The sequence below is a fragment of the Thalassobacillus devorans genome (assembly GCF_011761345.1).
In the GTDB taxonomy this organism is placed as follows: Bacteria; Bacillota; Bacilli; order Bacillales; family Halobacillaceae; genus Thalassobacillus; species Thalassobacillus devorans.
In genome coordinates this window covers 858,386-879,097 of sequence record NZ_JAASRY010000001.1, presented here as the reverse complement: position 1 = coordinate 879,097, position 20,712 = coordinate 858,386, and the positions used below count along the sequence as shown (strand labels likewise).

The 20,712-nt window shown below is 42.8% G+C and carries 27 protein-coding genes; 8 read left to right on the top strand and 19 right to left on the bottom strand.

Features of this window, described 5'->3' with window-relative positions:
* Positions 1 to 125 precede the first annotated feature (125 nt).
* A complete protein-coding gene (locus tag FHS45_RS04405; protein ID WP_062447904.1) occupies positions 126 to 620 on the top strand; it encodes an N-acetyltransferase in 495 nt (164 codons plus the stop codon).
* 135 nt (positions 621 to 755) lie between these two features.
* Here FHS45_RS04405 and FHS45_RS04400 read toward each other — a convergent pair whose 3' ends face one another.
* The 4 genes from FHS45_RS04400 to FHS45_RS04385 form a co-directional block, all read right to left on the bottom strand.
* Positions 756 to 1,226 (bottom strand): RsfA family transcriptional regulator, encoded by a 471-nt coding sequence (locus FHS45_RS04400; protein ID WP_062445726.1) that lies wholly within the window; start codon positions 1,224 to 1,226, stop codon positions 756 to 758.
* Between the two features lie 630 nt (positions 1,227 to 1,856).
* Positions 1,857 to 2,627: an enoyl-CoA hydratase/isomerase family protein gene (locus FHS45_RS04395; RefSeq protein WP_062445722.1), complete on the bottom strand. Its 771-nt coding sequence runs from the start codon at positions 2,625 to 2,627 to the stop codon at positions 1,857 to 1,859.
* A 201-nt stretch (positions 2,628 to 2,828) separates the two neighbouring features.
* Positions 2,829 to 3,002, bottom strand: a complete 174-nt coding sequence (gene rpmF / locus FHS45_RS04390; protein WP_028782672.1) for a 50S ribosomal protein L32 — start codon at positions 3,000 to 3,002, stop codon at positions 2,829 to 2,831.
* Between the two features lie 46 nt (positions 3,003 to 3,048).
* Complete coding sequence (locus tag FHS45_RS04385; protein ID WP_062445720.1) at positions 3,049 to 3,573, bottom strand: YceD family protein; 525 nt, start codon at positions 3,571 to 3,573, stop codon at positions 3,049 to 3,051.
* 391 nt (positions 3,574 to 3,964) lie between these two features.
* Between FHS45_RS04385 and FHS45_RS04380 the strand changes: the two genes are divergently transcribed.
* Entirely contained in the window at positions 3,965 to 5,194 is a 1,230-nt protein-coding gene (locus FHS45_RS04380; protein WP_062445717.1) for a nucleotidyltransferase, read from the top strand.
* A gap of 40 nt (positions 5,195 to 5,234) precedes the next feature.
* On the opposite strand, the gene FHS45_RS04375 is transcribed toward FHS45_RS04380, so the two are convergent.
* Both FHS45_RS04375 and FHS45_RS04370 read right to left on the bottom strand, forming a co-directional pair.
* Entirely contained in the window at positions 5,235 to 6,260 is a 1,026-nt protein-coding gene (locus FHS45_RS04375) for a SepM family pheromone-processing serine protease (protein WP_062445716.1), read from the bottom strand.
* A gap of 1 nt (position 6,261) precedes the next feature.
* Positions 6,262 to 7,044: a patatin-like phospholipase family protein gene (locus FHS45_RS04370; RefSeq protein ID WP_062445715.1), complete on the bottom strand. Its 783-nt coding sequence runs from the start codon at positions 7,042 to 7,044 to the stop codon at positions 6,262 to 6,264.
* A 169-nt stretch (positions 7,045 to 7,213) separates the two neighbouring features.
* Between FHS45_RS04370 and ylbJ the strand changes: the two genes are divergently transcribed.
* Entirely contained in the window at positions 7,214 to 8,428 is a 1,215-nt protein-coding gene (ylbJ, locus tag FHS45_RS04365; RefSeq protein WP_062445713.1) for a sporulation integral membrane protein YlbJ, read from the top strand.
* 41 nt (positions 8,429 to 8,469) lie between these two features.
* Here ylbJ and coaD read toward each other — a convergent pair whose 3' ends face one another.
* Together coaD and rsmD are read right to left on the bottom strand one after the other, a co-directional pair.
* Entirely contained in the window at positions 8,470 to 8,952 is a 483-nt protein-coding gene (gene coaD, locus FHS45_RS04360) for a pantetheine-phosphate adenylyltransferase (RefSeq protein ID WP_062445711.1), read from the bottom strand.
* 12 nt (positions 8,953 to 8,964) lie between these two features.
* Positions 8,965 to 9,513 (bottom strand): 16S rRNA (guanine(966)-N(2))-methyltransferase RsmD, encoded by a 549-nt coding sequence (gene rsmD / locus FHS45_RS04355; RefSeq protein WP_062445708.1) that lies wholly within the window; start codon positions 9,511 to 9,513, stop codon positions 8,965 to 8,967.
* Positions 9,514 to 9,959: 446 nt separating this feature from the next.
* Here rsmD and FHS45_RS04350 point away from each other — a divergent pair, with 446 nt between their 5' ends.
* Positions 9,960 to 10,349 (top strand): DUF7147 family protein, encoded by a 390-nt coding sequence (locus FHS45_RS04350; protein WP_062445705.1) that lies wholly within the window; start codon positions 9,960 to 9,962, stop codon positions 10,347 to 10,349.
* A gap of 115 nt (positions 10,350 to 10,464) precedes the next feature.
* Here the strand turns inward: FHS45_RS04350 and FHS45_RS04345 are convergent, their stop codons facing one another.
* The gene (locus tag FHS45_RS04345) at positions 10,465 to 10,740 is read right to left on the bottom strand and encodes a YlbG family protein (RefSeq protein WP_062445703.1); all 276 of its coding nucleotides are present in this window, start codon (positions 10,738 to 10,740) and stop codon (positions 10,465 to 10,467) included.
* A gap of 152 nt (positions 10,741 to 10,892) precedes the next feature.
* Between FHS45_RS04345 and FHS45_RS04340 the strand changes: the two genes are divergently transcribed.
* Complete coding sequence (locus FHS45_RS04340) at positions 10,893 to 11,222, top strand: hypothetical protein (RefSeq protein ID WP_062445701.1); 330 nt, start codon at positions 10,893 to 10,895, stop codon at positions 11,220 to 11,222.
* A gap of 1 nt (position 11,223) precedes the next feature.
* On the opposite strand, the gene FHS45_RS04335 is transcribed toward FHS45_RS04340, so the two are convergent.
* Genes FHS45_RS04335 through ylbD form a run of 3 tightly spaced genes read right to left on the bottom strand, consistent with a single transcriptional unit; the run spans position 11,224 to position 12,357 of the window.
* The gene (locus tag FHS45_RS04335) at positions 11,224 to 11,661 is read right to left on the bottom strand and encodes a YlbF/YmcA family competence regulator (RefSeq protein WP_062445700.1); all 438 of its coding nucleotides are present in this window, start codon (positions 11,659 to 11,661) and stop codon (positions 11,224 to 11,226) included.
* Between the two features lie 57 nt (positions 11,662 to 11,718).
* Positions 11,719 to 11,955 carry a YlbE-like family protein gene (locus FHS45_RS04330; protein WP_062445697.1) on the bottom strand — a complete coding sequence of 79 codons (237 nt, stop codon included), beginning with the start codon at positions 11,953 to 11,955 and terminating at the stop codon, positions 11,719 to 11,721.
* 6 nt (positions 11,956 to 11,961) lie between these two features.
* A complete protein-coding gene (gene ylbD / locus FHS45_RS04325; protein ID WP_062445695.1) occupies positions 11,962 to 12,357 on the bottom strand; it encodes a spore coat protein YlbD in 396 nt (131 codons plus the stop codon).
* A gap of 87 nt (positions 12,358 to 12,444) precedes the next feature.
* On the opposite strand from ylbD, the gene FHS45_RS04320 reads away from it, so the two are divergent.
* Positions 12,445 to 12,783 carry a hypothetical protein gene (locus FHS45_RS04320; protein ID WP_062445693.1) on the top strand — a complete coding sequence of 113 codons (339 nt, stop codon included), beginning with the start codon at positions 12,445 to 12,447 and terminating at the stop codon, positions 12,781 to 12,783.
* Here the strand turns inward: FHS45_RS04320 and FHS45_RS04315 are convergent.
* Together FHS45_RS04315 and FHS45_RS04310 are read right to left on the bottom strand one after the other, a co-directional pair.
* Positions 12,780 to 13,862, bottom strand: coding sequence for a CAP domain-containing protein (locus tag FHS45_RS04315; RefSeq protein WP_062445691.1), 1,083 nt, complete (start codon positions 13,860 to 13,862; stop codon positions 12,780 to 12,782). The genes FHS45_RS04320 and FHS45_RS04315 overlap by 4 nt on opposite strands.
* 755 nt (positions 13,863 to 14,617) lie before the next feature.
* Positions 14,618 to 15,046 carry a CBS domain-containing protein gene (locus FHS45_RS04310; protein WP_062445689.1) on the bottom strand — a complete coding sequence of 143 codons (429 nt, stop codon included), beginning with the start codon at positions 15,044 to 15,046 and terminating at the stop codon, positions 14,618 to 14,620.
* Between the two features lie 182 nt (positions 15,047 to 15,228).
* Here FHS45_RS04310 and FHS45_RS04305 point away from each other — a divergent pair, with 182 nt between their 5' ends.
* Positions 15,229 to 15,600: a YugN family protein gene (locus FHS45_RS04305; protein WP_062445688.1), complete on the top strand. Its 372-nt coding sequence runs from the start codon at positions 15,229 to 15,231 to the stop codon at positions 15,598 to 15,600.
* A gap of 142 nt (positions 15,601 to 15,742) precedes the next feature.
* Positions 15,743 to 16,801 carry a sporulation integral membrane protein YtvI gene (gene ytvI, locus FHS45_RS04300; RefSeq protein ID WP_062445686.1) on the top strand — a complete coding sequence of 353 codons (1,059 nt, stop codon included), beginning with the start codon at positions 15,743 to 15,745 and terminating at the stop codon, positions 16,799 to 16,801.
* 74 nt (positions 16,802 to 16,875) lie between these two features.
* Here ytvI and FHS45_RS04295 read toward each other — a convergent pair whose 3' ends face one another.
* The 5 genes from FHS45_RS04295 to ctaF form a co-directional block, all read right to left on the bottom strand.
* The gene (locus FHS45_RS04295; RefSeq protein ID WP_062445683.1) at positions 16,876 to 18,039 is read right to left on the bottom strand and encodes a GNAT family N-acetyltransferase; all 1,164 of its coding nucleotides are present in this window, start codon (positions 18,037 to 18,039) and stop codon (positions 16,876 to 16,878) included.
* Positions 18,040 to 18,540, bottom strand: coding sequence for a GNAT family N-acetyltransferase (locus FHS45_RS04290; RefSeq protein ID WP_062445681.1), 501 nt, complete (start codon positions 18,538 to 18,540; stop codon positions 18,040 to 18,042).
* 120 nt (positions 18,541 to 18,660) lie between these two features.
* Entirely contained in the window at positions 18,661 to 19,116 is a 456-nt protein-coding gene (locus FHS45_RS04285; protein ID WP_062445679.1) for a DUF420 domain-containing protein, read from the bottom strand.
* Positions 19,117 to 19,315: 199 nt separating this feature from the next.
* Positions 19,316 to 20,224, bottom strand: a complete 909-nt coding sequence (ctaG, locus tag FHS45_RS04280) for a cytochrome c oxidase assembly factor CtaG (protein ID WP_062445678.1) — start codon at positions 20,222 to 20,224, stop codon at positions 19,316 to 19,318.
* Positions 20,225 to 20,392: 168 nt separating this feature from the next.
* Positions 20,393 to 20,710 (bottom strand): cytochrome c oxidase subunit IVB, encoded by a 318-nt coding sequence (ctaF, locus tag FHS45_RS04275; RefSeq protein WP_062445676.1) that lies wholly within the window; start codon positions 20,708 to 20,710, stop codon positions 20,393 to 20,395.
* Between the last annotated feature and the right edge of the window lie 2 nt (positions 20,711 to 20,712).

Sequence of the window (20,712 nt, the reverse complement as noted above, 5' to 3'; positions counted from 1 at the left end):
AGCAAACGAATGAATGAAAGAGCACTAGTTTTTGCCATAAATTGAGCGAACACTCAATTGTTCGTTTCATTCTGAAAATTTTTATATTATAATAAGGGTATAGAGATATGAAAGGGGAAATCATCATGGTGGAAACTTTACAAGTAGAACGTTTATTAGTTAATTATAAGACCCTTGAAGAATTTAAACGGTTTAAAGAATATGGCAACCAGGAACTTTCTATGCTTGAGGATTTGCAAAGCAATATTGTGGAAAATGACAGCGAGTCGCCGTTTTTCGGAATCTATTATGGAAACGCTTTAGTAGCCAGGATGAGTCTTTACCGCGTAGGTGCAAAGTATGACCAATACTTCAATCCCCCGCAGGATTACCATGAGTTATGGAAACTCGAAGTTCTGCCTGATTACCGCGGACAAGGGTATGGAAAGGCGTTAGTTGATTTTGCGAAAAGCTATGATTTGCCGATCAAAACCAATCCGCGTATCAATTCTCACGGATTCTGGGAGAAAATGGGCTTCCAAAAAGCACATTACGAAATGGAACGGGACCTGGGCGAAAATCCATTAATCTGGATGCCTGCTGGTGTAGAGGAAAAAGAAACTGGAGAAAATCCGGAGTAAGTTAAAAAGTCAGCACACTGCGAAATATAAAATAAGCCGCGCTATGAGTTCGATAGCGTGGCTTCTATTTTTGATAGGATTGTGTGGTATACCGTAGGACGTAACCCGATAAGGATTCATAAAAAAATAATGCCATTAAACCGGCAAGTTCTTATCTTTTTGTACCCAGTCCATCAGTTTTTCCACTTCTTTCCATGCTGACTGGTAGCGAGTTACGGCGTCTTTTAACGCCTGGTTTTCTTCCCTCAATGTTTTTACCTGCTCCTGCACTTTAGGGTCTCCAGCGGAATTTTGTTTTTCCTTCATCTCGGTAAGTAGAGAAATAGCATCATCCAGCGACATATTCAGGGCAGCATCTGGAAATGCCGCTTTTGCATGTTGTTTCCTTTTTCTTTCATTCTTGGCAGTTTCAATAGCCTGCTGGTAATGCTTGCGTACATTGGCATTCCAGCGAAAGCCACAGGCAGCAGGGGTTCGGGAGAGTTTATCAGCTACTTCCCGGAAAGCTTCCAGCTGCGTCCTCCCTTGTCGAATGCAGCGGAGAACTGTTTCTGCCAATAGTAAATCTTCATTTTCTTTCCACGCATCCTGGCGATTGACGTCCATTCCATCCCTCCTCTATCGTTTGCTTTATATGTATGCAAGACAGAGATTTAATAGAATGACTCTGTTAAATCTCAGTACTCAAATTACCATAAAAGCTCCCTTTAGTGGAAGACTCAGTTTCAAGATAAGTTGTTTCCGTTACGTTAGTAACGGTTTGGAGGTCCGGGAAATTACTCGCTTTCCACGGGCGTACGGTGAGCTTCCTCGGGCAGAAGCCCTGCGGGATCTCACCATGTACTATGATCCCATAGGAGTCTCGCAATTTCCCGGCCCTCCTTGCGTTTATGAGAAAACGGAAACATTGTTATGAAGTCCTTCAACCAAAGGGATAACTACTTGTAAAAAGTGCTTGTTACTATTGATTGTAGAAGACAGTCTCACCTATAACAGGGGTTCTTTTCTCCCATCCTTCGGATGGGTTGGTTGGGAAACTGCGAGACTCCAGCGGGAGAAGGAGCCAGGCGAGACCCCACAGGGAGTGAAAACGACCGAGGAGGCTCGCCGGTTCCCCCGCAGGAAAGCGAGTAGTTTCCCAGCCGCCCCCCCACTTTTATGGTAAAGAACCGTAGATATCTCGAAATCAAGTCTTCGACTTTTCGGGACTTTAAGTGAATAGACTGGTGAGTTGATTCAGGAGCGGCGGTTCATGAATCGGTTGACAGCTTCTTTATGTTCTTCTGATTCCCATAGTTTTGCACACGCACGTACTTCTTCATCCATAACCGGGGACAAGGCAATCATGGAGAGTTTTTTATCATATTGTCTCTTCCATACTTTCATTTGTTCGATGGATTTATCAAGAAAGCCGGAGAGCAGCTGTTCCAGGTTCTCAAGCTCTTCCCTCTCTATGAGACGATGTGCCCAGCCCATCTCAGCCACACGCTCGCTACTATACATTTCCGCTTCTACCAGCCACTGGAAAGCGAATTCCGGGCGGATTTTTTCATATAACAACGCACCACCACCCCAGCCAGGAGTGATGCCTAATTCCCCCTGGACAAATCCAAACGACGCATTTTGGATGGCAAATCGGAAATCACATGCCGTAGCAATTTCACACCCCCCACCACGAGCCTGTCCATTTAACACCGCTACTGTAGGGACTGGGAAAGATGCCAGTTGATAGAGAACTTCCTTCATGGGGTATAAGACCTGGAAGGCTTCCCCAGCATTCAAGTCGCCATGTAAATCTTGTAAGTCTCCTCCTGTACAAAAAGCCCGGTCTCCACTACCGGTAATTACTAGACATTTCAATTCTTCTTCGTCTCTTGCCTGTTTCAGAACTTCAGAAAGTTCAGCCGTCATCTGCTTAGAAACAGCATTCATTTTGTCTGGACGGTTTAATGTAATCTTTGCTAAACCAGACGGGAAATTTTCATATGTAATCGTCTCATAACTCATAGCAATCTCCTCCTGCCTACTGACTAACATCCATTATATATTAGAAAAACTTGGCTTGTCGCCAAGTTTTCATTACAAAAAATCTATATTTTCATATGATCCGCAAAGTCTTTACTTATACTTTAATTCGTTAACAACGTTCAACTTTTTTTAAAGTATAAAAAAGATGCCTGAAATGATATCAGACATCTTTTTCCTTGCTTACTGTTCGACTACTTGCTTTCCATCATAATGTCCACAAGATTTGCAAACATGGTGAGGCTTCGTGTATTCTCCACAGTTGGAGCATTCCACCATACCTGGTACGTGAAGTTTTTTGTGTGTACGACGTTGGTTCTTCACTTTTTTAGAAGTTTTACGCTTTGGTACTGCCATGTTCTACACCTCCTTCAATCGATCGAAAATCTCTATAGGGATTTTCTCAGTCTTCTTTTTGGTTATCATTGAGTAATGATTGCAGTTTAGCCATTCGAGGATCCACTTTTTTCTCCTGGGCTTCCTCTGTGACCAGTTGCCAGCCCTGACCTTCCTGTGGTGCCTGATCATATGCTTCCTGTTTTTCGGAAAACACGCGAAAAGGAACCTCCAAGAGTACATTTTCCTTTATATAAGGCGTCAAGTCAAGAACTTCTCCATCCACTGGATGAATTTCAGATTCATCTTCTTCCTCATAAAAAGGTGACGTGGAAAAGACTTCTATGGCATCCACGTGAAATGGATATTCAACATCTACCAGTGTGCGGGCACACGGAAGGATCATCGTTCCATCAATGGTGAATTGAAAAGTGATCTCTTCTCCCTGCATCGTCGCCTGCCCTTTGACTTGGACCGGCGGTATCTGCCGAATATCATTTTTCATTTCTTCTAATTCACTAATATCTACATCATCTTCAAATACAAACGGCTCATCACCAGCTTGCTTGAGCTTTTGTAGCGGAAATTTCATTAATATCACCTCATGGCAACAAGAGTAATTGTAAATATAATTTAACCTTTTGTCAACATATTTTCTTTACACACACGAAAAGCGTAGGCGGCCGTTTAGCGACGAAGGAACTGGACTGCTCCGTAGGAGATTAAGGAAACACGATGAACGTAGTGAATCGATGTCGCCTTTCGTACGGAGGTGAAGGAAGTACACGAGTCGCTAGGCGTTGTAGCCAGACACAAGAAAAGAGGAAGTGCCTGGACTTCTGCCCCACATTTATATCATGTTTTTACTAAAATAACACATCCGAAACCTTATTGGCGAATCATTGCACTACACGGCCTGGATATTTTTGCTACAATAAGTCTAAACAGTCAACAATCTTATAGTAAGGAAAGGAACGGTTATAATGAAAGCATGTGGACTGGTGGTCGAATATAACCCTTTCCATTATGGGCATCTTCACCATCTGGAACAATCCAAAAAAGAAACAGGCGCTGCTTGTATGATTGCTGTCATGAGCGGGCCATTTCTGCAGCGTGGCGAGCCAGCTATCATAGATAAGTGGTCAAGAGCCAGGGCCGCACTGGAATCAGGAGTCGACCTGGTAGTGGAACTTCCTTCCCTGTTTGCTGTGGAGCATAGTGACTTATTCAGCAAGGGGGCTGTTCTGACCTTGAAAGAGCTTGGTATTGACGCCTTATGCTTTGGAAGTGAACATGGAAATATCACGAGCTTCACAGAAGCGGCCAAAGTATACGCATCCTCTCAAAAAGAATTTGACAGTCAGCTGCATGAATTATTATCCTCCGGGCTATCTTTTCCGGAGGCAGCAAGACACGCTTACCAGTCAATCGGGCTGACCGAGGGAGAAGTCGATTTAGCCAAACCGAATAATATACTTGGTTTTAGTTATGTCAAACAATTGCTCAAATATGCTCCAGAAGTAAAAGCAGCGACAATCCAGCGAATCAGTAGTGACTATCATGATGAAACCATCACCGGGGAAATCGCAAGTGCCACAAGCATACGGAAGGAACTTTTGTCTGCTTGTTCCATGACGGCGAAAGCTGCTCAAGCCCTCCCTGAAACAACAAGAACCATGCTGAGCGACTATAAGCGAAAAACAAAACAGTGGCATGATTGGGAATTATATTTTCCCTTTCTGCATTATCGTATCCTTACCATGAGTGCCACAGAATTAAGAAACATCCATACGGTGGAAGAAGGGCTTGAAAACAGAATTAAACGGGTTGCCAAACAGTCCGGAACTTTCCGCGAACTGATGGAAAATATGAAAACAAAACGATACACCTGGACCAGGCTGCAGCGGATGTTCACCCATATTCTATGCAACACAAAAAAAGATGAAGCAGAGGCCTTGCTTTCGCTTGAAAAAATGCCTTATGTGCGGATTCTTGGCATGAATGAAACAGGGCAGGCCTATTTGAAAGAAGTACGTAGAGAAGCCGATGTACCATTCATCAATCAAATCCAGCAAATGGACGATCCGCTATTAAGGATGGATGAACGGGCTTCGAACGCCTATTACAGCAACTTTCCAGCTCAACTGAAGCAATATATGCTGCAACAGGAATTACAGCCCCCGCTCCGGATACATGACAACCAAGATGAATGAAAAATGACCTGGCAGACAAAGCTGCCAGGTCATTTTTCGTTTATGCTTTCGGTTCCAATTGTTCCAGGTAGTCAAGGGCTTCCTGGAAGTTATCAACTGGGACAACTTTCATGGATGCATCAATCTTTTCTGCTGTCCTCTTTGCTATTTCATAATTTGAACCTTTTTTGCCACCTTCATTAGGAGCAAAGAATATATCTACGCCTTCTCTGTCCGCGGCCACTACTTTCTTATCAATCCCGCCAATTCTGCCTACTTCCCCTTCATAGGAAATCTCACCCGTACCAGCGACCATATAACCTTTCGTGACATCCTCTTCGGTCAGCTGATCATAAATTTCCAGGGAGAACATCAGGCCGGCACTAGGACCGCCGATTTCCCCGCTTTTGAATTGAACTTTAGGATTGACCTCCACACTCCGGTCCGTAACAAGGGTAATACCGACGCCTACTTTTTCTTTCTGATCCGGGAAAGGAGACAATTCGATTTCTTTGACCATTTCTTCGCCTTCCCGTTCTAGCGTAAGTTTTATAGAATCTCCTGCCCCCATTTTTTCTACGTATTCCACCAGGTCACTGGATTCGTTGATTTTCGTATCATCCACTTGAATGATTCTGTCTCCCGGCTTCAATTCATTTTCGGCTGGCATTCCCTCAAGTAAGTTCATCACGTAGACACCTTCATACTGAATGTCGATATCCTTGTCTGCCGCTTGATAGGCTACAACCTGGGCCGCTTCCTGTGAGGTCTCCATCATCTGCAGCTGGGCATGATAATATTCGCTTTCAGAAATGCCTTCCGGCCGGATATCTTCTATCGGATAAATTTGATGATAAGATCTTACTTTTGCCAGTAAGTACTGGATCGGGGTCGCCTGTCCTCCTCTTACCGTCACCAGGTGCATTTCTCCTGAGCTGTCATACGCGCCCTCCACCTGGACGACAGGATTGAGCTCTTCTGCTCCTCCCGGTTTATAAATATAAAACGGCAGCCGGTAACCACCCAGAAACAATGCTAATAAGATCGTTATGATTGCTGTAATAATATAACGCCTGCTTAACTTCATGCTACGACTCCTTCCAATTTGCCAACAGTCCCTTAATCTTGCTGATTTGGTCTACTGCTGCTTTCTCTCCCTCTGCTACAATCTCTTCAATATCCGTAAATGCTCGTGTACTAAACCTGGAGACATCAGGACGAATCATGATATCTGCCGAAACACCTAAATGACTGACGAGTTCATCCTGCATAATATCAATACTTTGGGTGATCACATCATAGATCGAATGAATGTCGGCATCTCCGCTGAAATGCGCACAGTCTACGGCTATCACCATATCCGCTCCCATATCCTTTGCAACAGAAGCAGGAACCCGGTCAATAACACCGCCATCTATGTACAATCGACCTTCAATTTTTTCCGGCACAAAAATACCCGGAATGCTGATACTGGCACGGACCGCATTACTCGCATTTCCTTTCGTGAATACTTTCTTGCTTCCTGCATACAGGTCAGTGGCCACCACTCCCATCGGAACGACGAAGTCCTCGATATTCTTATTGTATGTGAACAGTTTTATATATTCTTTGATTCTTTTCCCTTGAATGAAACCCATTTTCGGGACAGTAAAATCAAGGTAATACTTCCGTTTGAAGGTTGCTGCCAATTTATATAAGTCATCAATTTTCTGACCAGCTGCATAAAATGCCCCTACAAGTGCCCCCATGCTGCTCCCGGCAATTATATCGACCGGAACATTGTGATCATGAAGAGCCTTCAACACTCCCAGATGGGCAAAGCCTCTCGCTCCACCCGAACCTAATGCCAGACCAATTTTTGGACGCTTCACTCATGATCTCTCCCTGATGTCGTTATTTTACTTCTATTTTATGGCATATCAGAAGGCACTATGTGCATATCTTTAAAAGACGAACGTATGCTTGTCTTAATTGTAAACATTCTACTATGGATAAAAATAGAAGTACAGAAATCTGAACGCTTTTCTTGAGGAGGCGGACATGAAGTCACAAATTAAATCTTTCATACTCGCCCTTGTAACGATTCTTTTTGCTATTCTGCTTATCCAATACCCAGACCAGGCTTTATCTGCCAGCATCCGAGGTTTGAACATGTGGTGGGAAATTGTCTTTCCTTCTCTGCTCCCTTTCTTTATCATTTCGGAATTGATGATCGGATTTGGGGTAGTGACCTTTATCGGCGTATTATTCGAACCGATTATGCGGCCCCTGTTCAATGTCCCTGGCTCCGGAAGCTTCGTATGGGCGATGGGCATGGCCAGCGGGTACCCTTCCGGAGCTAAAATCACCGCTCGTCTCAGACAGGAAAAACAATTAACCCGAATTGAAGCAGAGCGGCTGGTTTCCTTTACAAACGCTTCGAATCCATTGTTCATTTTTGGGGCGATAGCTGTTGGTTTTTTTAATGATCCTGTATTAGGCATGCTCCTTGCGGTAAGCCATTATGGCGGCAACACGATGGTTGGCATAGTCATGCGCTTTTACCACCGTAAAGATAAAAGCCCCAAAGCTAGTCATCAGCGCTTCTCGCTCAAACGGGCATTCCGGGAGCTGCACGAAACCAGGATAAAGGACGAGCGTCCCTTCGGAAAACTATTCGGTGATGCTGTTTTGTCTTCTATACAGACGTTATTGATGATTGGCGGGTTCATCATCATTTTTTCAGTTTTAAATAAATTGTTGTTCGTTACAGGAGTCACCGAAATAATTGCCACCAGCTTTACCTTTTTATTAACATTCCTGCATTTGCCGGAAATATTAAATATCCCGATTTTCTCAGGGTTGATGGAAATTACCATGGGTTCTCAAATGATTTCCCAATCAGGAGTCGAATTGCTGTTTGCAGCTATCGCTGTCAGCTTTATCCTTGGCTTCAATGGATTTTCCGTCCAGGCCCAAGTCGCAAGCATCCTTGCGGAGACAGATATACGTTTTCACCCATATTTTCTCGGCCGCCTGATGCACGGTCTCTTTGCGAGTGTATTATGTATTTTACTATTCCAGCCGCTATATGTCTCCCAAACCGAAGGGTCGTCAGGTGCTGTACCAGTCCTTTCAAAAATCAAAGACTCAGGGTGGCCGATGCATGCTCTGGAACAGCTGTCGCAATACGGGCCTTTAATTACCATTGCCAGCCTGATGGCTGGAAGCCTCATCCTGTGGAAACAGCATAAAACCAGTCATTTCTACAAATAATCAAGGAAAACCTGCCAATCGTTAACGGCAGGTTTTTTTCATTATCCGGAATATTTATTCTTTAACGCAGCTTCGACTGGAGGCGGCACGAGATCAGAAACGGACGCCTGATACTTTGCTACCTCTTTGACTATGCTCGAGCTCAGGAAGGAGTATTGATTATTTGTCATCATAAAAAAGGTTTCAATCTCTTCATTCAATTTCCTATTCATCGAGGTGATTTGCATTTCGTATTCAAAGTCACTGACGGCTCTTAGCCCGCGAAGAATCGCCTGTGCGTTCTTGTTTTGAGCATATTCCATTAGTAGACCACCACAGGAATCAACGGAAACGTTTTCAATATCTTTAGTCACTTCTTCAATCAACGCCTTTCGTTCTTCCACATCGAAAAGCGGGGCTTTTGATTGGTTATTAAAAACGGCTACAATGACATGATCAAAAACTTTGGCACCTCTCTGGATGATATCGAGATGTCCATATGTAATCGGGTCGAAACTGCCAGGACAAATGGCTAGACGTGTCATACTATATCCTCCTTATCGGTATATGCTGATGGCAATCGTGCCACCATAAACTTCATGTTTCATTAAAGGTACACCGGCCAGCTCATCAGGCAAGTGTTCATCGGCATCATGTTCACATATGATGATGCCTTCGTCTTTCAACAGGTCATGTTCCCTGATCGCTTCCACTAGTTTTTCGTAGGATACTTGCTGATAGGGAGGGTCAAGGAAAATGATATTGAACTTCAAGCCACGCTTACCGGCAGCTTTCATAGCACGGAAAGCATCTGTGCGGAATACCTCTGTCTGCTCTTCTATATCAAGCGTCTTCAAGTTCTCGTATATTGTCTGAATTGCTTTTGGATGTTTATCGACGAAAACACAATGGTCAAACCCCCGACTCAATGCTTCGATGCCAAGACCGCCACTTCCTGCGAATAAATCAAGTGCCTGGCCGCCTTCGAAAAAAGGACCGATGATTTGGAATAATGCTTCCTTCACTTTGTCCGTTGTCGGGCGTGTAAGCCGGTTGGGGACCGGACGCAGTTGTCTTCCTTTATGTTCTCCAGCAATCACTCTCACAAGATATCCTCCTTATGTAGATCTGTTATCAGCTCATTTCTTTTTACAAAATAACAAGGATTGGTGATGCCAAGTCATTCTACATTATCCTACCACAAACTTACTTCTTCGTGAAACTTCTCCCATTTCTAATAAAAATAAGGAAAAATTTTTGTATAAATTCCTGATGTAGCGTTCATAATAACCAATGAAGCAGGAAGCAATGGCTTACTGCTTTAGAAGACGGAGAAGGCTTACATCCCCATAAGCCTTCCTCCGGTTTCTCCTCTCCCTTTGCTTTTTGTTTCTCCAAGTCAGAAACAAAAAGACGGGCTGTCCGTTTACCGGGCAGCCCTATTTTTATTTCTCGTGCAAGTTAATCGTTACTATGCTTAACCGTTCACAACTTCTTTATTACATGCTAAAGTAAATGCGGGACACATTACATAAAATGAGGTGGCATATACATGAACCAAAAATTCATTGAACTGGGAGAAGGAACCGCTGACTTGTATGAACTGATTGAAATCGGAGACCGGATGGCTGACCGCGTTAAACACCTGATGACGTTCGCTACCATTAAAAACGGGCAGCCTGTCGTATCACTCGCTGTCGTTCTACATCCATCAGGCGAAGATAAATTCCAGCCGATTTATATCTGCCGCGAGGGTATACCAGATCCTGAAGAAAAGAAAACACAACGTTATCAAATGTTTGAACAGCTCGCGGTCCGACTGGATAAGTCTATCATTCCTCTTACAGTGAAATCTTCCGATCAATTTTATGAGACAGCGCTCTTTTATCAGCACCTGATCGGAATCTTACGGATGAATCGTTATATTGCACCATTAAATTAGATATCCTTATCAGGTTACCGTATTTACTCGACAGCCTGTCCGAATCAAATATTGAGTAAGCCAATACAATAAAAAAAGCCAGTCCATCTTTCGAAGGAGGACTGGCTTTTCACGATTAAATACCCATTTTGTAATCGTATTGTTTAGCTTTATCTGGCTTTGCGTTTTCGTAGTTTGTTTTTACCTCTGGCTTATAGGAAGGAAGCACTCTCGAGACGAACGGAAAACGTTCGAGTTTTTCCATCGTATCTTCGTGTTGCTCTTTATCTACGTATAAAATGGCATACTTGTTCTTTTTGGAAGCATAGATCAAATGCCCATGCTTTTTAATTTGTCTTAAGTTCTTCATATGCTGAAAATAAATGACCATACCTTGTCGCTCGACGTTCATAGTTTTTCCTCGCTTTTATAGGCATTTACAGCAAGTGTATCAGAATTATAATTTTCAGGCAATTATTCTGGCATAGTATTTGCTTGTTATTGAAAAACACAAGTGGGAAAGATAGGATAGAATAAACGCGGTACAGGAATGGAGGGATGGCAATGACGGATCACGAACGTGCATGGGAGAAATTCACAAACTATATGAAAAAAGCAGAAAGCATCCGTACCTTCGAGGTGAAATCCTTTACCGGCCTCCCTTTCATTTATATCCAGCCCCAGCCAGAAACCTCCCAGCAGGATTTGGAAGAGCTCCTGAAACGCTCTGCAGCCGGTGCTATGAAAGGAAAACGCCTGACTCTTGCGATGAGTTTCGTTCGCAAAAGCCAAGCGTTCTATGTGTATAGGGTCCGATTTCTGGTCCCTCAGCGTAAAATGTTCTGTTGCGGAAACCTTTGTGATGACTGCATCCGTTTCACTGATCCCTTATGAATCAGGAGGCGCATCCACAGCCTCCGCCAGTACCGCATCCACAGCCGCTGTCAGTAAGGGCCATGCCGTCACGGGGTACTTTGATATTTTCTGAAACACTGAAGGCCACAAGTTGACTCACTTCATCAAGAAGCTTCTGCAGTTCCCGTTCTTTAATTTTGAAAGTGGCAACTTTATCATTCATGTCCATTTCCCTTTTTACGGATCGAACCTCTTTCATTATACGGTAGTAATCAGGATGGTAGCGGCCAAACCGCTCCACATCTTCATATTGATCTTTGATTTGTTGAAAGTCATGAATCAGACGTTGTGCCTGATCGTCTTCTTCCAGCTGCTTTTTCGCAGTTTGGTAGTCCTCCATGACCTCTGATTGCAAAATCATTTGCCCGATTTGCTCAGAGGAATCCAACAAATCGACGATTTCCATCGTGGCCAGCATTTGTTTCACCTCCACTACCATCATATCAAATATGATAGTAGAAAGAAATGCACCAGGTTATTCATCTTTCATAGCCCTGGCCATCTGAACCAGCATATTCATCATTTGCAGCTGGTTCCCGATTTTTTCCACGCGCTGAATCGGTGTCCGTCCAAAGAACCGTTTCATCTCTTTATCAAAGACTGTCTGCTGTCCTGGGTCTCTTGTCAACTTTCTGTACCATTCAGGATTCATACGAATGAAAGCCAGGCGTTCCTCATTCTCCTGTAAAAAACGATAGTTTTCTGCTTGCAATTCAGATCAGTCCTTTAAAAATGGAAAGTTGTTGTTACCTGGGCCTTTAGGGGAATTTTTCATTTCTTGAAACTGCTTTACCAGTGTCTCCAGATTTCCAAGCGCCCCATTCAAATGATGGATATGGCCGTTGATGTTCTCCCAATTGACCTGGTCGACCATTTGGACAAACTGATTCATCCATTCTTTTTTATCCGTGGACTTCTTCTCTTGTGATTGATCGTGATGGTCATCGCTTCGATAATCATCAAAGAAAGGATCATCTTCTCCTAATAGAAGCCACTTTTCATAATAGTGCTGGAGACTTTCACGATTACTGCGCAGCTCTTTTTTCAGTTTCGGATGTTTATTTACGAATTCTCGGAACTGTTCAACACTTGGATGAAGCTTGTTGCTTACCATATGCTGCACCTCTTTTACTCAAGGATTACCTGTTATCAGCCTATGCCCACGCCTATAAAATGTGCGGGGAATACGAGGAGGATTTACATGTTCATCGCATCAGTAGTGGTTCCTATCCTCATTTTTTATTTTTATCTGCGTACAAAAAGAGAACGGGAAAAATATGAAAAGGAATGGCGAACTTACGGAAATGTTAAATCCACCGCTATTCTGGAGGGGAGAATCCTTCGAACCGTCTCATATAAAGAAAAGTTTTACCAGGACCTTTATCTGCAGGTTACGGAATTATGGATCGATGGTAAGCAAGGAAGAGTGAAAGCGATAAAAAAAGAACCCGCACTCTCTGACAATGAGAAGGCAGGGTTCCATACCGGGGAACATGTCCGTCTATCTGGCGAATGGCATCATTCCACTTTCTATTTTTAACGAGGGACAAGGAAGTTTTGCGTATAGTAGTCTTTATAGACACCAACCCCTAGATGGGAATAATGATCATGAAGCAAGGCTTCCCGATGACCTTCACTATTCAACCATCCTTCCATTGCTGCAGCTGCATCCGGATATTGGGCAGCTATATTTTCACCAGCACGCGAGTAGGTCAATCCATCAGCCTGTAACCGTTCCTGAAGTCCAACCCCGTCCGGTGTATAATGAGAGAAGTAATTATTATCTCTCATATCCTTACTATGCTTGAAAGCCACTTCTGCCACAGGCTGCGACCACACCAAGGCACCTTTTCCAAACCGATGACGGTAGCGGTTGGTTATATCAAAGATTTGTCGCTCCCTCGCTTCTTCAATCGCTTCCCAGTCTTCCTCCAATACCGATTTCTTCGGAAGTTTTCCCCGATAAGAAATCTGGTATGGCTGCTGTTTTAACAGAACTTCATAATTCATGACGCGAATGGATGAAAGTTGTTCGGTAAATGTATCGAAATAGAGCTGGGCATAAACACTGTCACTTAATTGCACCAGCGGCCGGGTCTTCAAATCATCCTCGGATAATTGAAAGGTGTATTGTTCCACACCTTTTTTATAGGTGACTTTTTTTTCAAAATTATGCTGGGATTGAACCGCTTGATAATCATCACCAATGGTTAACGGATCAGCATTTGTTTCGTCCCCGGTCAAAAACCAGGTCACAACTTTGTTATCATCGATACCGAATTGCAAATACTTATTCGAATCCTGATTATAAACCCACCAAGTATACCCATAAGCAGTTGGGTCTTTTCGTTCGGGCTCTCCGTACTCATCGATCAAGGATTGTTCGTCCTTGCCGATCCATTTATACATATCCCCTTCAATAGACAAGCTTTCCTCTTCTTCGCTTGTATCAGGTTGTTCTTGTGATTGATCTTCTTCTAACATTTCAGCAATCTTTACTGCAGCATCCTTTCCTTTCTGCAGTCCCTCTTCAAGTTTTCCATCAGCGAAATCTCCTGTTACTGCCAGGTAGATTCCTCCAGCTATCATAACCAGCAGGACGAGGCGTATCAGATTCATGTCTTCTCTCCCTTATTTTAAATCATGTGGATTCTATCAGATGCTACTATATTTTTACCATCAGTATAGTCGAACCTGCAACTATTTATGACTATCCCAACCGCATCAGAGACGTTCTTTACTACCACAGCTATTTTTGCTAATGATTTTACTATCAAGTTTAGTCGAAGACTTGATTTTGAGATATTGTGGGATCCGTTGCCGAATCCGAAGTAAGGGCGGCTGGAAAACGGTTCGCTTTCCTGTGGGGGAGCCGCCGAGCCTCCTCGGTCGTTTCACTCCCTGTGGGGTCTCGTCTGGATCCTTCTCCCACGGGAGTCTCACCGTTTCCCCGCCACCCAACTATCAAGAAGCTTAACGGACCCACGCATTACCTGAGTCAGCGCCCCACATCCCCAAGCTTCCTTTTAGTTGATGGGGGATAGAACTCGCCCTTTCATCATTTTATAATTTTCAGTACCTATAGGGTTTTCGTTACACATACTAACTCAAGGAGGCCCGGGAAATTGCGAGACTCCAATGGGACGATAGTACATGGTGAGATCCCGCAGGGCTTTAAGCCCGAGGAAGCTCACCGAACGCCCATGGAAAGCAAGTGATTTCCCGGACCTCCAAACCGTTACTAACGTAACGGAAACAACTTATCTTGAAACTGAGTCTTCAGTAAAAGGGGGCTTTAATGGAATATCAACACAGAAATTTAACGGAGTCATAAAAAAACACGAGCCTGTATCGGAGGCTCGTGTTTTTGGAGATTAATGCAATTCTGGACGTTCTGAGATTTCTTCTAAGGCTTTTCCCGCCGCTTGATCGGACATATCGTCCAATGACAAGTCGCCTAAAGAAAGAATCCCTACAAGTTTACCTTGTTCGACTACTGGCAATCGACGTACCTGGTGGTCTGCCATCACTTCACTTGCTTCCTGTAAAGTAGCATCTGGCATAACATGGTAAAGCTTGTCACTCATCACTTCCTGGATCGGGGTGGAACCAGGCTTTTTATTGGCATAGCCACGGATGACTAAGTCGCGGTCAGTCACCATACCAAGCAGCTCCTGATTGCTTCCTACTACAGGCAAAGCACCTACATTTCGTTCTTTCATCAATGTTGCTGCATCAAATAAGTGGTCATCTGCTGTACAGGATGAAATTTCTGATGTCATCACTTCACGAACTGATTTCATTATTTTTGTCCCTCCTTCTAATAAAAAAGACAGTCATAACTGTCCATTCATCAGGTAGTTTATCCAAAACGAAAGAAAGTTTGCATGCAACGTTAATCGATTTATAGTATAATGAATTGCAACGTGCTCAATTTCATACTATGATAATCTTAACTACATACAATTTTTGAGAGGTGTTTGGAATGAAACTAGAAGGTACTGGTATCGAAGGTTTAGTCATTAAACAAAAAGCGCTTCATCATATCATGAACAAAGCCGGCTTTATTCGTGGCGGGCAATGGGATTACGAACGCGTCACATATGATTACAAAATCGGTTCGCCTGAAAAGAATATTACTTATTATGTGCGTGTCCAGGGTTATGCAATTGAAGGAGATGTAGATTCAGGAAATGCAGTCTTCAAAATGCTGACACCTTTACTAGGCCGCCACTACTATCCTCACGGGGTTGAATATGGAGAGCAGGAAGGCTTTTCTGAGGACTTGATGGACCGTGCAGCTAAGTTAGTCGAAAAAACTGCCGGGGATATCAAGAATCATCAAGAAGTGGTTTAAGCAATATCTGATACCGCATCCTAACTAACTAGTCAGGTTGCGGTTTTTTTAACATCTTACGCACATTAACTGTTCAAACACCCACGACTTTGCTATATTTTGAATTATAGGTGTTATTTAGGAAAGGAGATACATAAACAAATTGTTCCGCTACCTTACAAAACGTCAATGGATCTTGATTGTAATTACCTTGCTCTTCATCATTGCAGCTTATTTCCTACTGCCAGTCTCTGTCCCTTTAATCATGGCCTTCGTGACCGCTTTGTTTCTTAATCCGGCAATCCGGATGATGCAATTCCGATTCCGCATGAAGCGGAAATTGGCGGTGATCATCACCTTTCTTCTCTTTTTATTACTGATCAGCATACTCGGTACTTTTGTAGTCACCAAAACAGTAACACAAGTAGCGCATGTTGCAGAAAATGCACCGACGTATGTGAAACAGATCAACCAGATGGTACAGAATTGGGAAGAAAGCATTGATCGTTATGCCCAAGACCTGCCGGATGAATTTGTAACAGAAATTACTGCAGGGATGCAAAGCAATGTGAGAAATCTCAGTGAAACCATAACGGATACCCTTACCATCGAAAACATAACGAAAATGTTTGCTAAAATTCCGGAATATCTCGTAAGTTTTATCGTCTATTTAATCGCTTTATTCCTGTTCATGCTTGAAATGCCAAGGCTGAAAGAAAATACGTACGAATTCATGACAGAAGAAACATCGGAAAAAGTGAAATTCATGAATGCTCGCTTATCATATGTGGTATTCGGGTTTTTAAAAGCCCAATTTCTTGTAAGTATCATCATTTTCATAGTAACCTTGATCGGCTTATTGTTTATCTCACCCGAAGTTGCCGTTGTGATGGCTCTAATCATATGGGCCATTGATTTCATCCCGATCATCGGTTCGATTGTCATCTTAGCTCCTTGGTCATTGTATATGTACCTTGCCGGGGACGCAGTGGCAGGTACGAAACTTGCTATCTTAGCGGTGCTGCTCCTTGCCATCCGCCGTACAGTAGAACCGAAAGTGATGGGAAGACATATCGGTCTGTCTCCACTGGCTACATTGGTTGCCATGTTTCTCGGTCTTCAATTGATGGGGATTATGGGTTTCATTCTCGGACCATTGATTTTAATTGCCTTTAATTCAGCTAAAGAAGCTGGCATAATCCGCTGGAACTTCAAAATATAACAGAAAACTACTTAAAAAAAGCTGATCCAGATAAGTCTTTAACAAGACGAAATGGTTCAGCTTTTTTAATAGGGTTAGAAAAAATCAAGAAATGCCGGGTTATTTTTCGGAAGCCAGCTTGCCAGCAGCGTCACGCTTACTGATTCTCCTGATAATTTGTTCATAAAAGCGGCTTTCTCTAAAGAAAGACTTCCTGAGAGAACAGCGGAGAGAGTCCGGATGTCCATTTCTATATCCGCATCTCCTGTTGTCTTCTCAACCTCCATGTTGCCATCAGTAAGCGTACATACCCATACTCCTTCATTCCATGGTGCATAGTGGTCTGTTAACTTCAACTTAAGTGAACCGTTCCCCTGCTTCACAAAAGGATACTCCTCAAAGAATTTAACCACATCTACAATTCTTGCCATAAAGTATGGTTTTCTAACTTCCTTGAAGGAAGGATTAGAAAAATGAAACGCGTCCAAATCACCCGGTAGCATCGAAAGTTCGATATCGCTTGTCATGGAATCATGATTCTTCATCCATTGCAATAAGCCTGTGAAAGCCTCTGTACTTTGGTAAATGAACTCTTCGATCACCAAGCGGTCTTTTTTCATTTCCGCTAGCAGGTAACCTTCTATTCTCCCATTTGCTTCGTAGGCGATGATCTGTGTATTTTCCGAGATGACCCGCCGTTCCCACCACCATTGTTCCCGCTTTAGCATCAGCATATAGTCTGATGCTGCCTGTTCGTAAACAGGGTTCAACAGTCGGGCTGCATCTTCCTTATGTATTCGCTTCAATTTTCCATTTTCAGAGGCAGTACTGGTAATAAGATGCTCCAATTTCCCTTTATACGTGTAGGTGTGTTGCGTGAGTTCAAAACCATAATTACGATAAAATGGTATAGAAAATGGATGAAGCATGGAAAGGGCTGTCCCCTGTTCGTACATAATACGCAGTGCATGCTTCATCAGGGCGCCGACATATCCTTTCCTCCTGTCTTCCGGCCATGTTGCCACCCCGGCAATCCCGCCCATGTTAATTATCTGTTCATTTAATGTAACTTGAAATGAATGAAGATGAAGCTTAGCAGCCAGCTTTTCCCCATCAAATATTCCATAAATATCCTGCTTATTCATCTGCCATTTTCTGTCTTCTATCTGAGCTTGCGTCAAAGTATAATTAAAAGCGTTCTCACCTAACCTCAAACAATCATCATAGTTCGAGGTTGTAATTTTTTTCAGTTCACTCATCTAACTGTTCCTCACTTTCTTAAAAAATAATATGGTATCCTCGCGACCATAAATTTTAAAACCGGTGTTCTTTAGTACTCGTAACGAAGGAATGTTCGATTGATCACATTGTGCAGTAATAGCAGTGATTTTTCGGGTGAAGACCCAATCAGTTACTGCTGCTACTGCTTCTTGGGCAAAACCCTTCTCTCTTGCCGATGGAACAATCGTATAGCCTATCTCCACTTGCTCACCCTTATCTCCACTCTTCAAGTTAACATTACCGATTACTTTCCTGATTGGTTTCTCCATCAAATACCAGGGACCGAAGCCGGCTTCCAGTTCTTTTGCTTCCAGTGCTTCTGAATAAAAAGGAAGCAGAGCTAGCAGACCATTACCAGGCCACTCGTTGGTTTTAATCAAGTGATTTTCCTGAAAAAACTTATCCCTTTCATTGATCAGCCATTGTGCTTCCAGCTGAGTCATCGCATGAGCCTGAAGCCTTTTTGTTACCAAAAACAAATAAACCTTCTCCTCTCTTCGTTTCCGGGATTCAAACAAACGTTATTTTATCCTTTTCACCTTACATACAGAATAAAAAAGTCGCATGAAACCGTTTTGGACTCCATGCGACTCTACTGATTAGAAACCGAAAATTGCTCGAAAAACATTCGTTGTTTCGCCAGGTTCGTAGATGATGTATAGAAGGAAAAATACAATGACGCCGGTAACAGCTGAGAAAAACCAAATCACACTGGTGACTGGCCCTAGTTTACGGTGCTTAGCGATATTACGCTTCAAAGCAAGCCTCAGAGTTACTAAGCCGAAGATAGCACCTGTTGTAGCCAATATGATATGGAAAACCATATAGATGGTATAGTACGTCTCTACCCCTTCTGGTCCACCGAAGCTTGTATTTCCAACTAAAATGGTTCTAGTTAAGTAAATAATGAAAAATAATAGTGCACTGATGGCCGCGGACAACATCACTTGCCGGTGACGGCGACGGTGTCCTCTTGCAATCAGCACCCATCCAATCGCTACAAGCGTACCGCTAATAGCAATAAATAATGTGCTGATTGTTGGCAGTAAAGGCATAGACGGTCATTCCCTTCAAGCAAAATCCTGATACTCTTTCATACTAATAAAGATAAGTAAATTGCACAAGTTTGTTAAATAACTCCAGAAATCCCAGAATATTATCATCGTACCGTTTAAGGAAACCTTTAGCAATGTTTGCTTTTCATAAAGGATAAAAAAAAGCTTTCCTGACAAGTCAGGAAAGCTTTCCAGGTTATCAGGAATCTTGGGTTATATGCGCTGGCACCGGATCGATGATGTCCCGCTCTTTGTTGAACCAGGTGAAGAAGATTTTTGCGATAATAGCTCCAAAAATGATTTCCTGGGCAACTTTCATAATAATTCCTGCACTTTGCTGATCATCTAATAAAGATAGTGGAGAGAACAGCTCAGGCCCACTCATTTTCAATCCAGTCATACCACTTAATACATCTGGAGGAACACATAGGCTTAATGCCTGTACCCATGGACCTCCTTCTGTAAACGTTGCGTACAAAGGAGTATCTGCAAATATAATCAAAGCACATGCCGGAGTAATCAATACACCATTCGCAAAAATATAACCAATTTTCAATAGTTCACTGAGACGATCCAACTCATCCAGTGGAGGAAAAACGGACATCCACATCAAAAAGGCAGTAAACAAAATACCAAGGGTAATGCCTGCATGAGCAAACTCACCGGTTTTCGCGTAATCGAATACCGATGGCAGGTGATAAAGTGAAAATGAAGCATTGAATAATAACAAGGCAATCAACGGCTTAGAAAGGAGCAATAAAATCGGACGAACTACCGGGATATTGAATAATTTCTTCCACATCCACGTTGGAATTCCTTTAATGATTAATATCGGGAACAATAAGTAATAAAGGGCCATTTGTGTCATATGCGCAGTGAAAATGATATGGGCAAGCAGATCAATTGGCGACCCCTTGATAATATACAAGACGATTAAGCCCGTATAGAATAAGGCCTGCTGCTTACCTGTCGGGCGCCCTTCATCCGTGAAGCGATGGCGTCCTGGACCTGTGACATAATAGTAAAGCCCGGCCAATAGCAATATAAATAAAAAGTAGTAAGGACTCCAAAGTGCCCGGAACCCGAAAATCTGTAATTCTAACCACATAATGTTCACTCCATATTGGTCTGTTGGTATAACCCTATTTTAACTAAAACCGCTGCAATTCTCGACTATTTTATTCTGCCGTCTGAAAAGTTCACAAAACAGACAAATTCTTTCCCTAATTGAAGAAAGAGATCGGAACAAGTTGTCCCGACCTCTTACAGCCTAATCTTACCACCAAATAATCGTAGTGAAAGTAAGAATTGTCATGAATGCTACTGCGAGACCTCCATATATCATCAATGCCGGCATTTCGTGCCCTTTATTTTTCATATGCATGAAATAATAAAGCTGGAATACGACCTGTACTACTGCCAACAGCAGAATGATTGGTATCGTGAAATATTTACTGATATCACTGACCACTAATGCAAAAGCTGCGATAGTGAAAATGATCATCATGACAAAACTGATTACCTGATGTTGCATCTCTTGTTTATGTTCTGCTTTTTCAAACTCGTTATGAGTGGAATTGGTGTCTTTTTCCATTG

What these genes read in the sequence shown, in the direction of transcription:
- ylbD (WP_062445695.1), bottom strand. Translation starts at nt 12,357, where the DNA reads ATGGTAAGCAACAAGCTTCATCCAAGTGTTGAACAGTTCCGAGAATTC.
- FHS45_RS04385 (WP_062445720.1), bottom strand. Translation starts at nt 3,573, where the DNA reads ATGAAATTTCCGCTACAAAAGCTCAAGCAAGCTGGTGATGAGCCGTTT.
- FHS45_RS04400 (WP_062445726.1), bottom strand. Translation starts at nt 1,226, where the DNA reads ATGGACGTCAATCGCCAGGATGCGTGGAAAGAAAATGAAGATTTACTA.
- coaD (WP_062445711.1), bottom strand. Translation starts at nt 8,952, where the DNA reads ATGACACGTCTAGCCATTTGTCCTGGCAGTTTCGACCCGATTACATAT.
- FHS45_RS04375 (WP_062445716.1), bottom strand. Translation starts at nt 6,260, where the DNA reads ATGAAGTTAAGCAGGCGTTATATTATTACAGCAATCATAACGATCTTA.
- FHS45_RS04380 (WP_062445717.1), top strand. Translation starts at nt 3,965, where the DNA reads ATGAAAGCATGTGGACTGGTGGTCGAATATAACCCTTTCCATTATGGG.
- FHS45_RS04350 (WP_062445705.1), top strand. Translation starts at nt 9,960, where the DNA reads ATGAACCAAAAATTCATTGAACTGGGAGAAGGAACCGCTGACTTGTAT.
- ctaG (WP_062445678.1), bottom strand. Translation starts at nt 20,224, where the DNA reads ATGTGGTTAGAATTACAGATTTTCGGGTTCCGGGCACTTTGGAGTCCT.
- FHS45_RS04295 (WP_062445683.1), bottom strand. Translation starts at nt 18,039, where the DNA reads ATGAGTGAACTGAAAAAAATTACAACCTCGAACTATGATGATTGTTTG.
- FHS45_RS04345 (WP_062445703.1), bottom strand. Translation starts at nt 10,740, where the DNA reads ATGAACGTCGAGCGACAAGGTATGGTCATTTATTTTCAGCATATGAAG.
- FHS45_RS04340 (WP_062445701.1), top strand. Translation starts at nt 10,893, where the DNA reads ATGACGGATCACGAACGTGCATGGGAGAAATTCACAAACTATATGAAA.
- FHS45_RS04305 (WP_062445688.1), top strand. Translation starts at nt 15,229, where the DNA reads ATGAAACTAGAAGGTACTGGTATCGAAGGTTTAGTCATTAAACAAAAA.
- FHS45_RS04395 (WP_062445722.1), bottom strand. Translation starts at nt 2,627, where the DNA reads ATGAGTTATGAGACGATTACATATGAAAATTTCCCGTCTGGTTTAGCA.
- ylbJ (WP_062445713.1), top strand. Translation starts at nt 7,214, where the DNA reads ATGAAGTCACAAATTAAATCTTTCATACTCGCCCTTGTAACGATTCTT.
- FHS45_RS04285 (WP_062445679.1), bottom strand. Translation starts at nt 19,116, where the DNA reads ATGCCTTTACTGCCAACAATCAGCACATTATTTATTGCTATTAGCGGT.
- FHS45_RS04335 (WP_062445700.1), bottom strand. Translation starts at nt 11,661, where the DNA reads ATGCTGGCCACGATGGAAATCGTCGATTTGTTGGATTCCTCTGAGCAA.
- FHS45_RS04320 (WP_062445693.1), top strand. Translation starts at nt 12,445, where the DNA reads ATGTTCATCGCATCAGTAGTGGTTCCTATCCTCATTTTTTATTTTTAT.
- ctaF (WP_062445676.1), bottom strand. Translation starts at nt 20,710, where the DNA reads ATGGAAAAAGACACCAATTCCACTCATAACGAGTTTGAAAAAGCAGAA.
- FHS45_RS04405 (WP_062447904.1), top strand. Translation starts at nt 126, where the DNA reads ATGGTGGAAACTTTACAAGTAGAACGTTTATTAGTTAATTATAAGACC.
- FHS45_RS04310 (WP_062445689.1), bottom strand. Translation starts at nt 15,046, where the DNA reads ATGAAATCAGTTCGTGAAGTGATGACATCAGAAATTTCATCCTGTACA.
- rpmF (WP_028782672.1), bottom strand. Translation starts at nt 3,002, where the DNA reads ATGGCAGTACCAAAGCGTAAAACTTCTAAAAAAGTGAAGAACCAACGT.
- FHS45_RS04315 (WP_062445691.1), bottom strand. Translation starts at nt 13,862, where the DNA reads ATGAATCTGATACGCCTCGTCCTGCTGGTTATGATAGCTGGAGGAATC.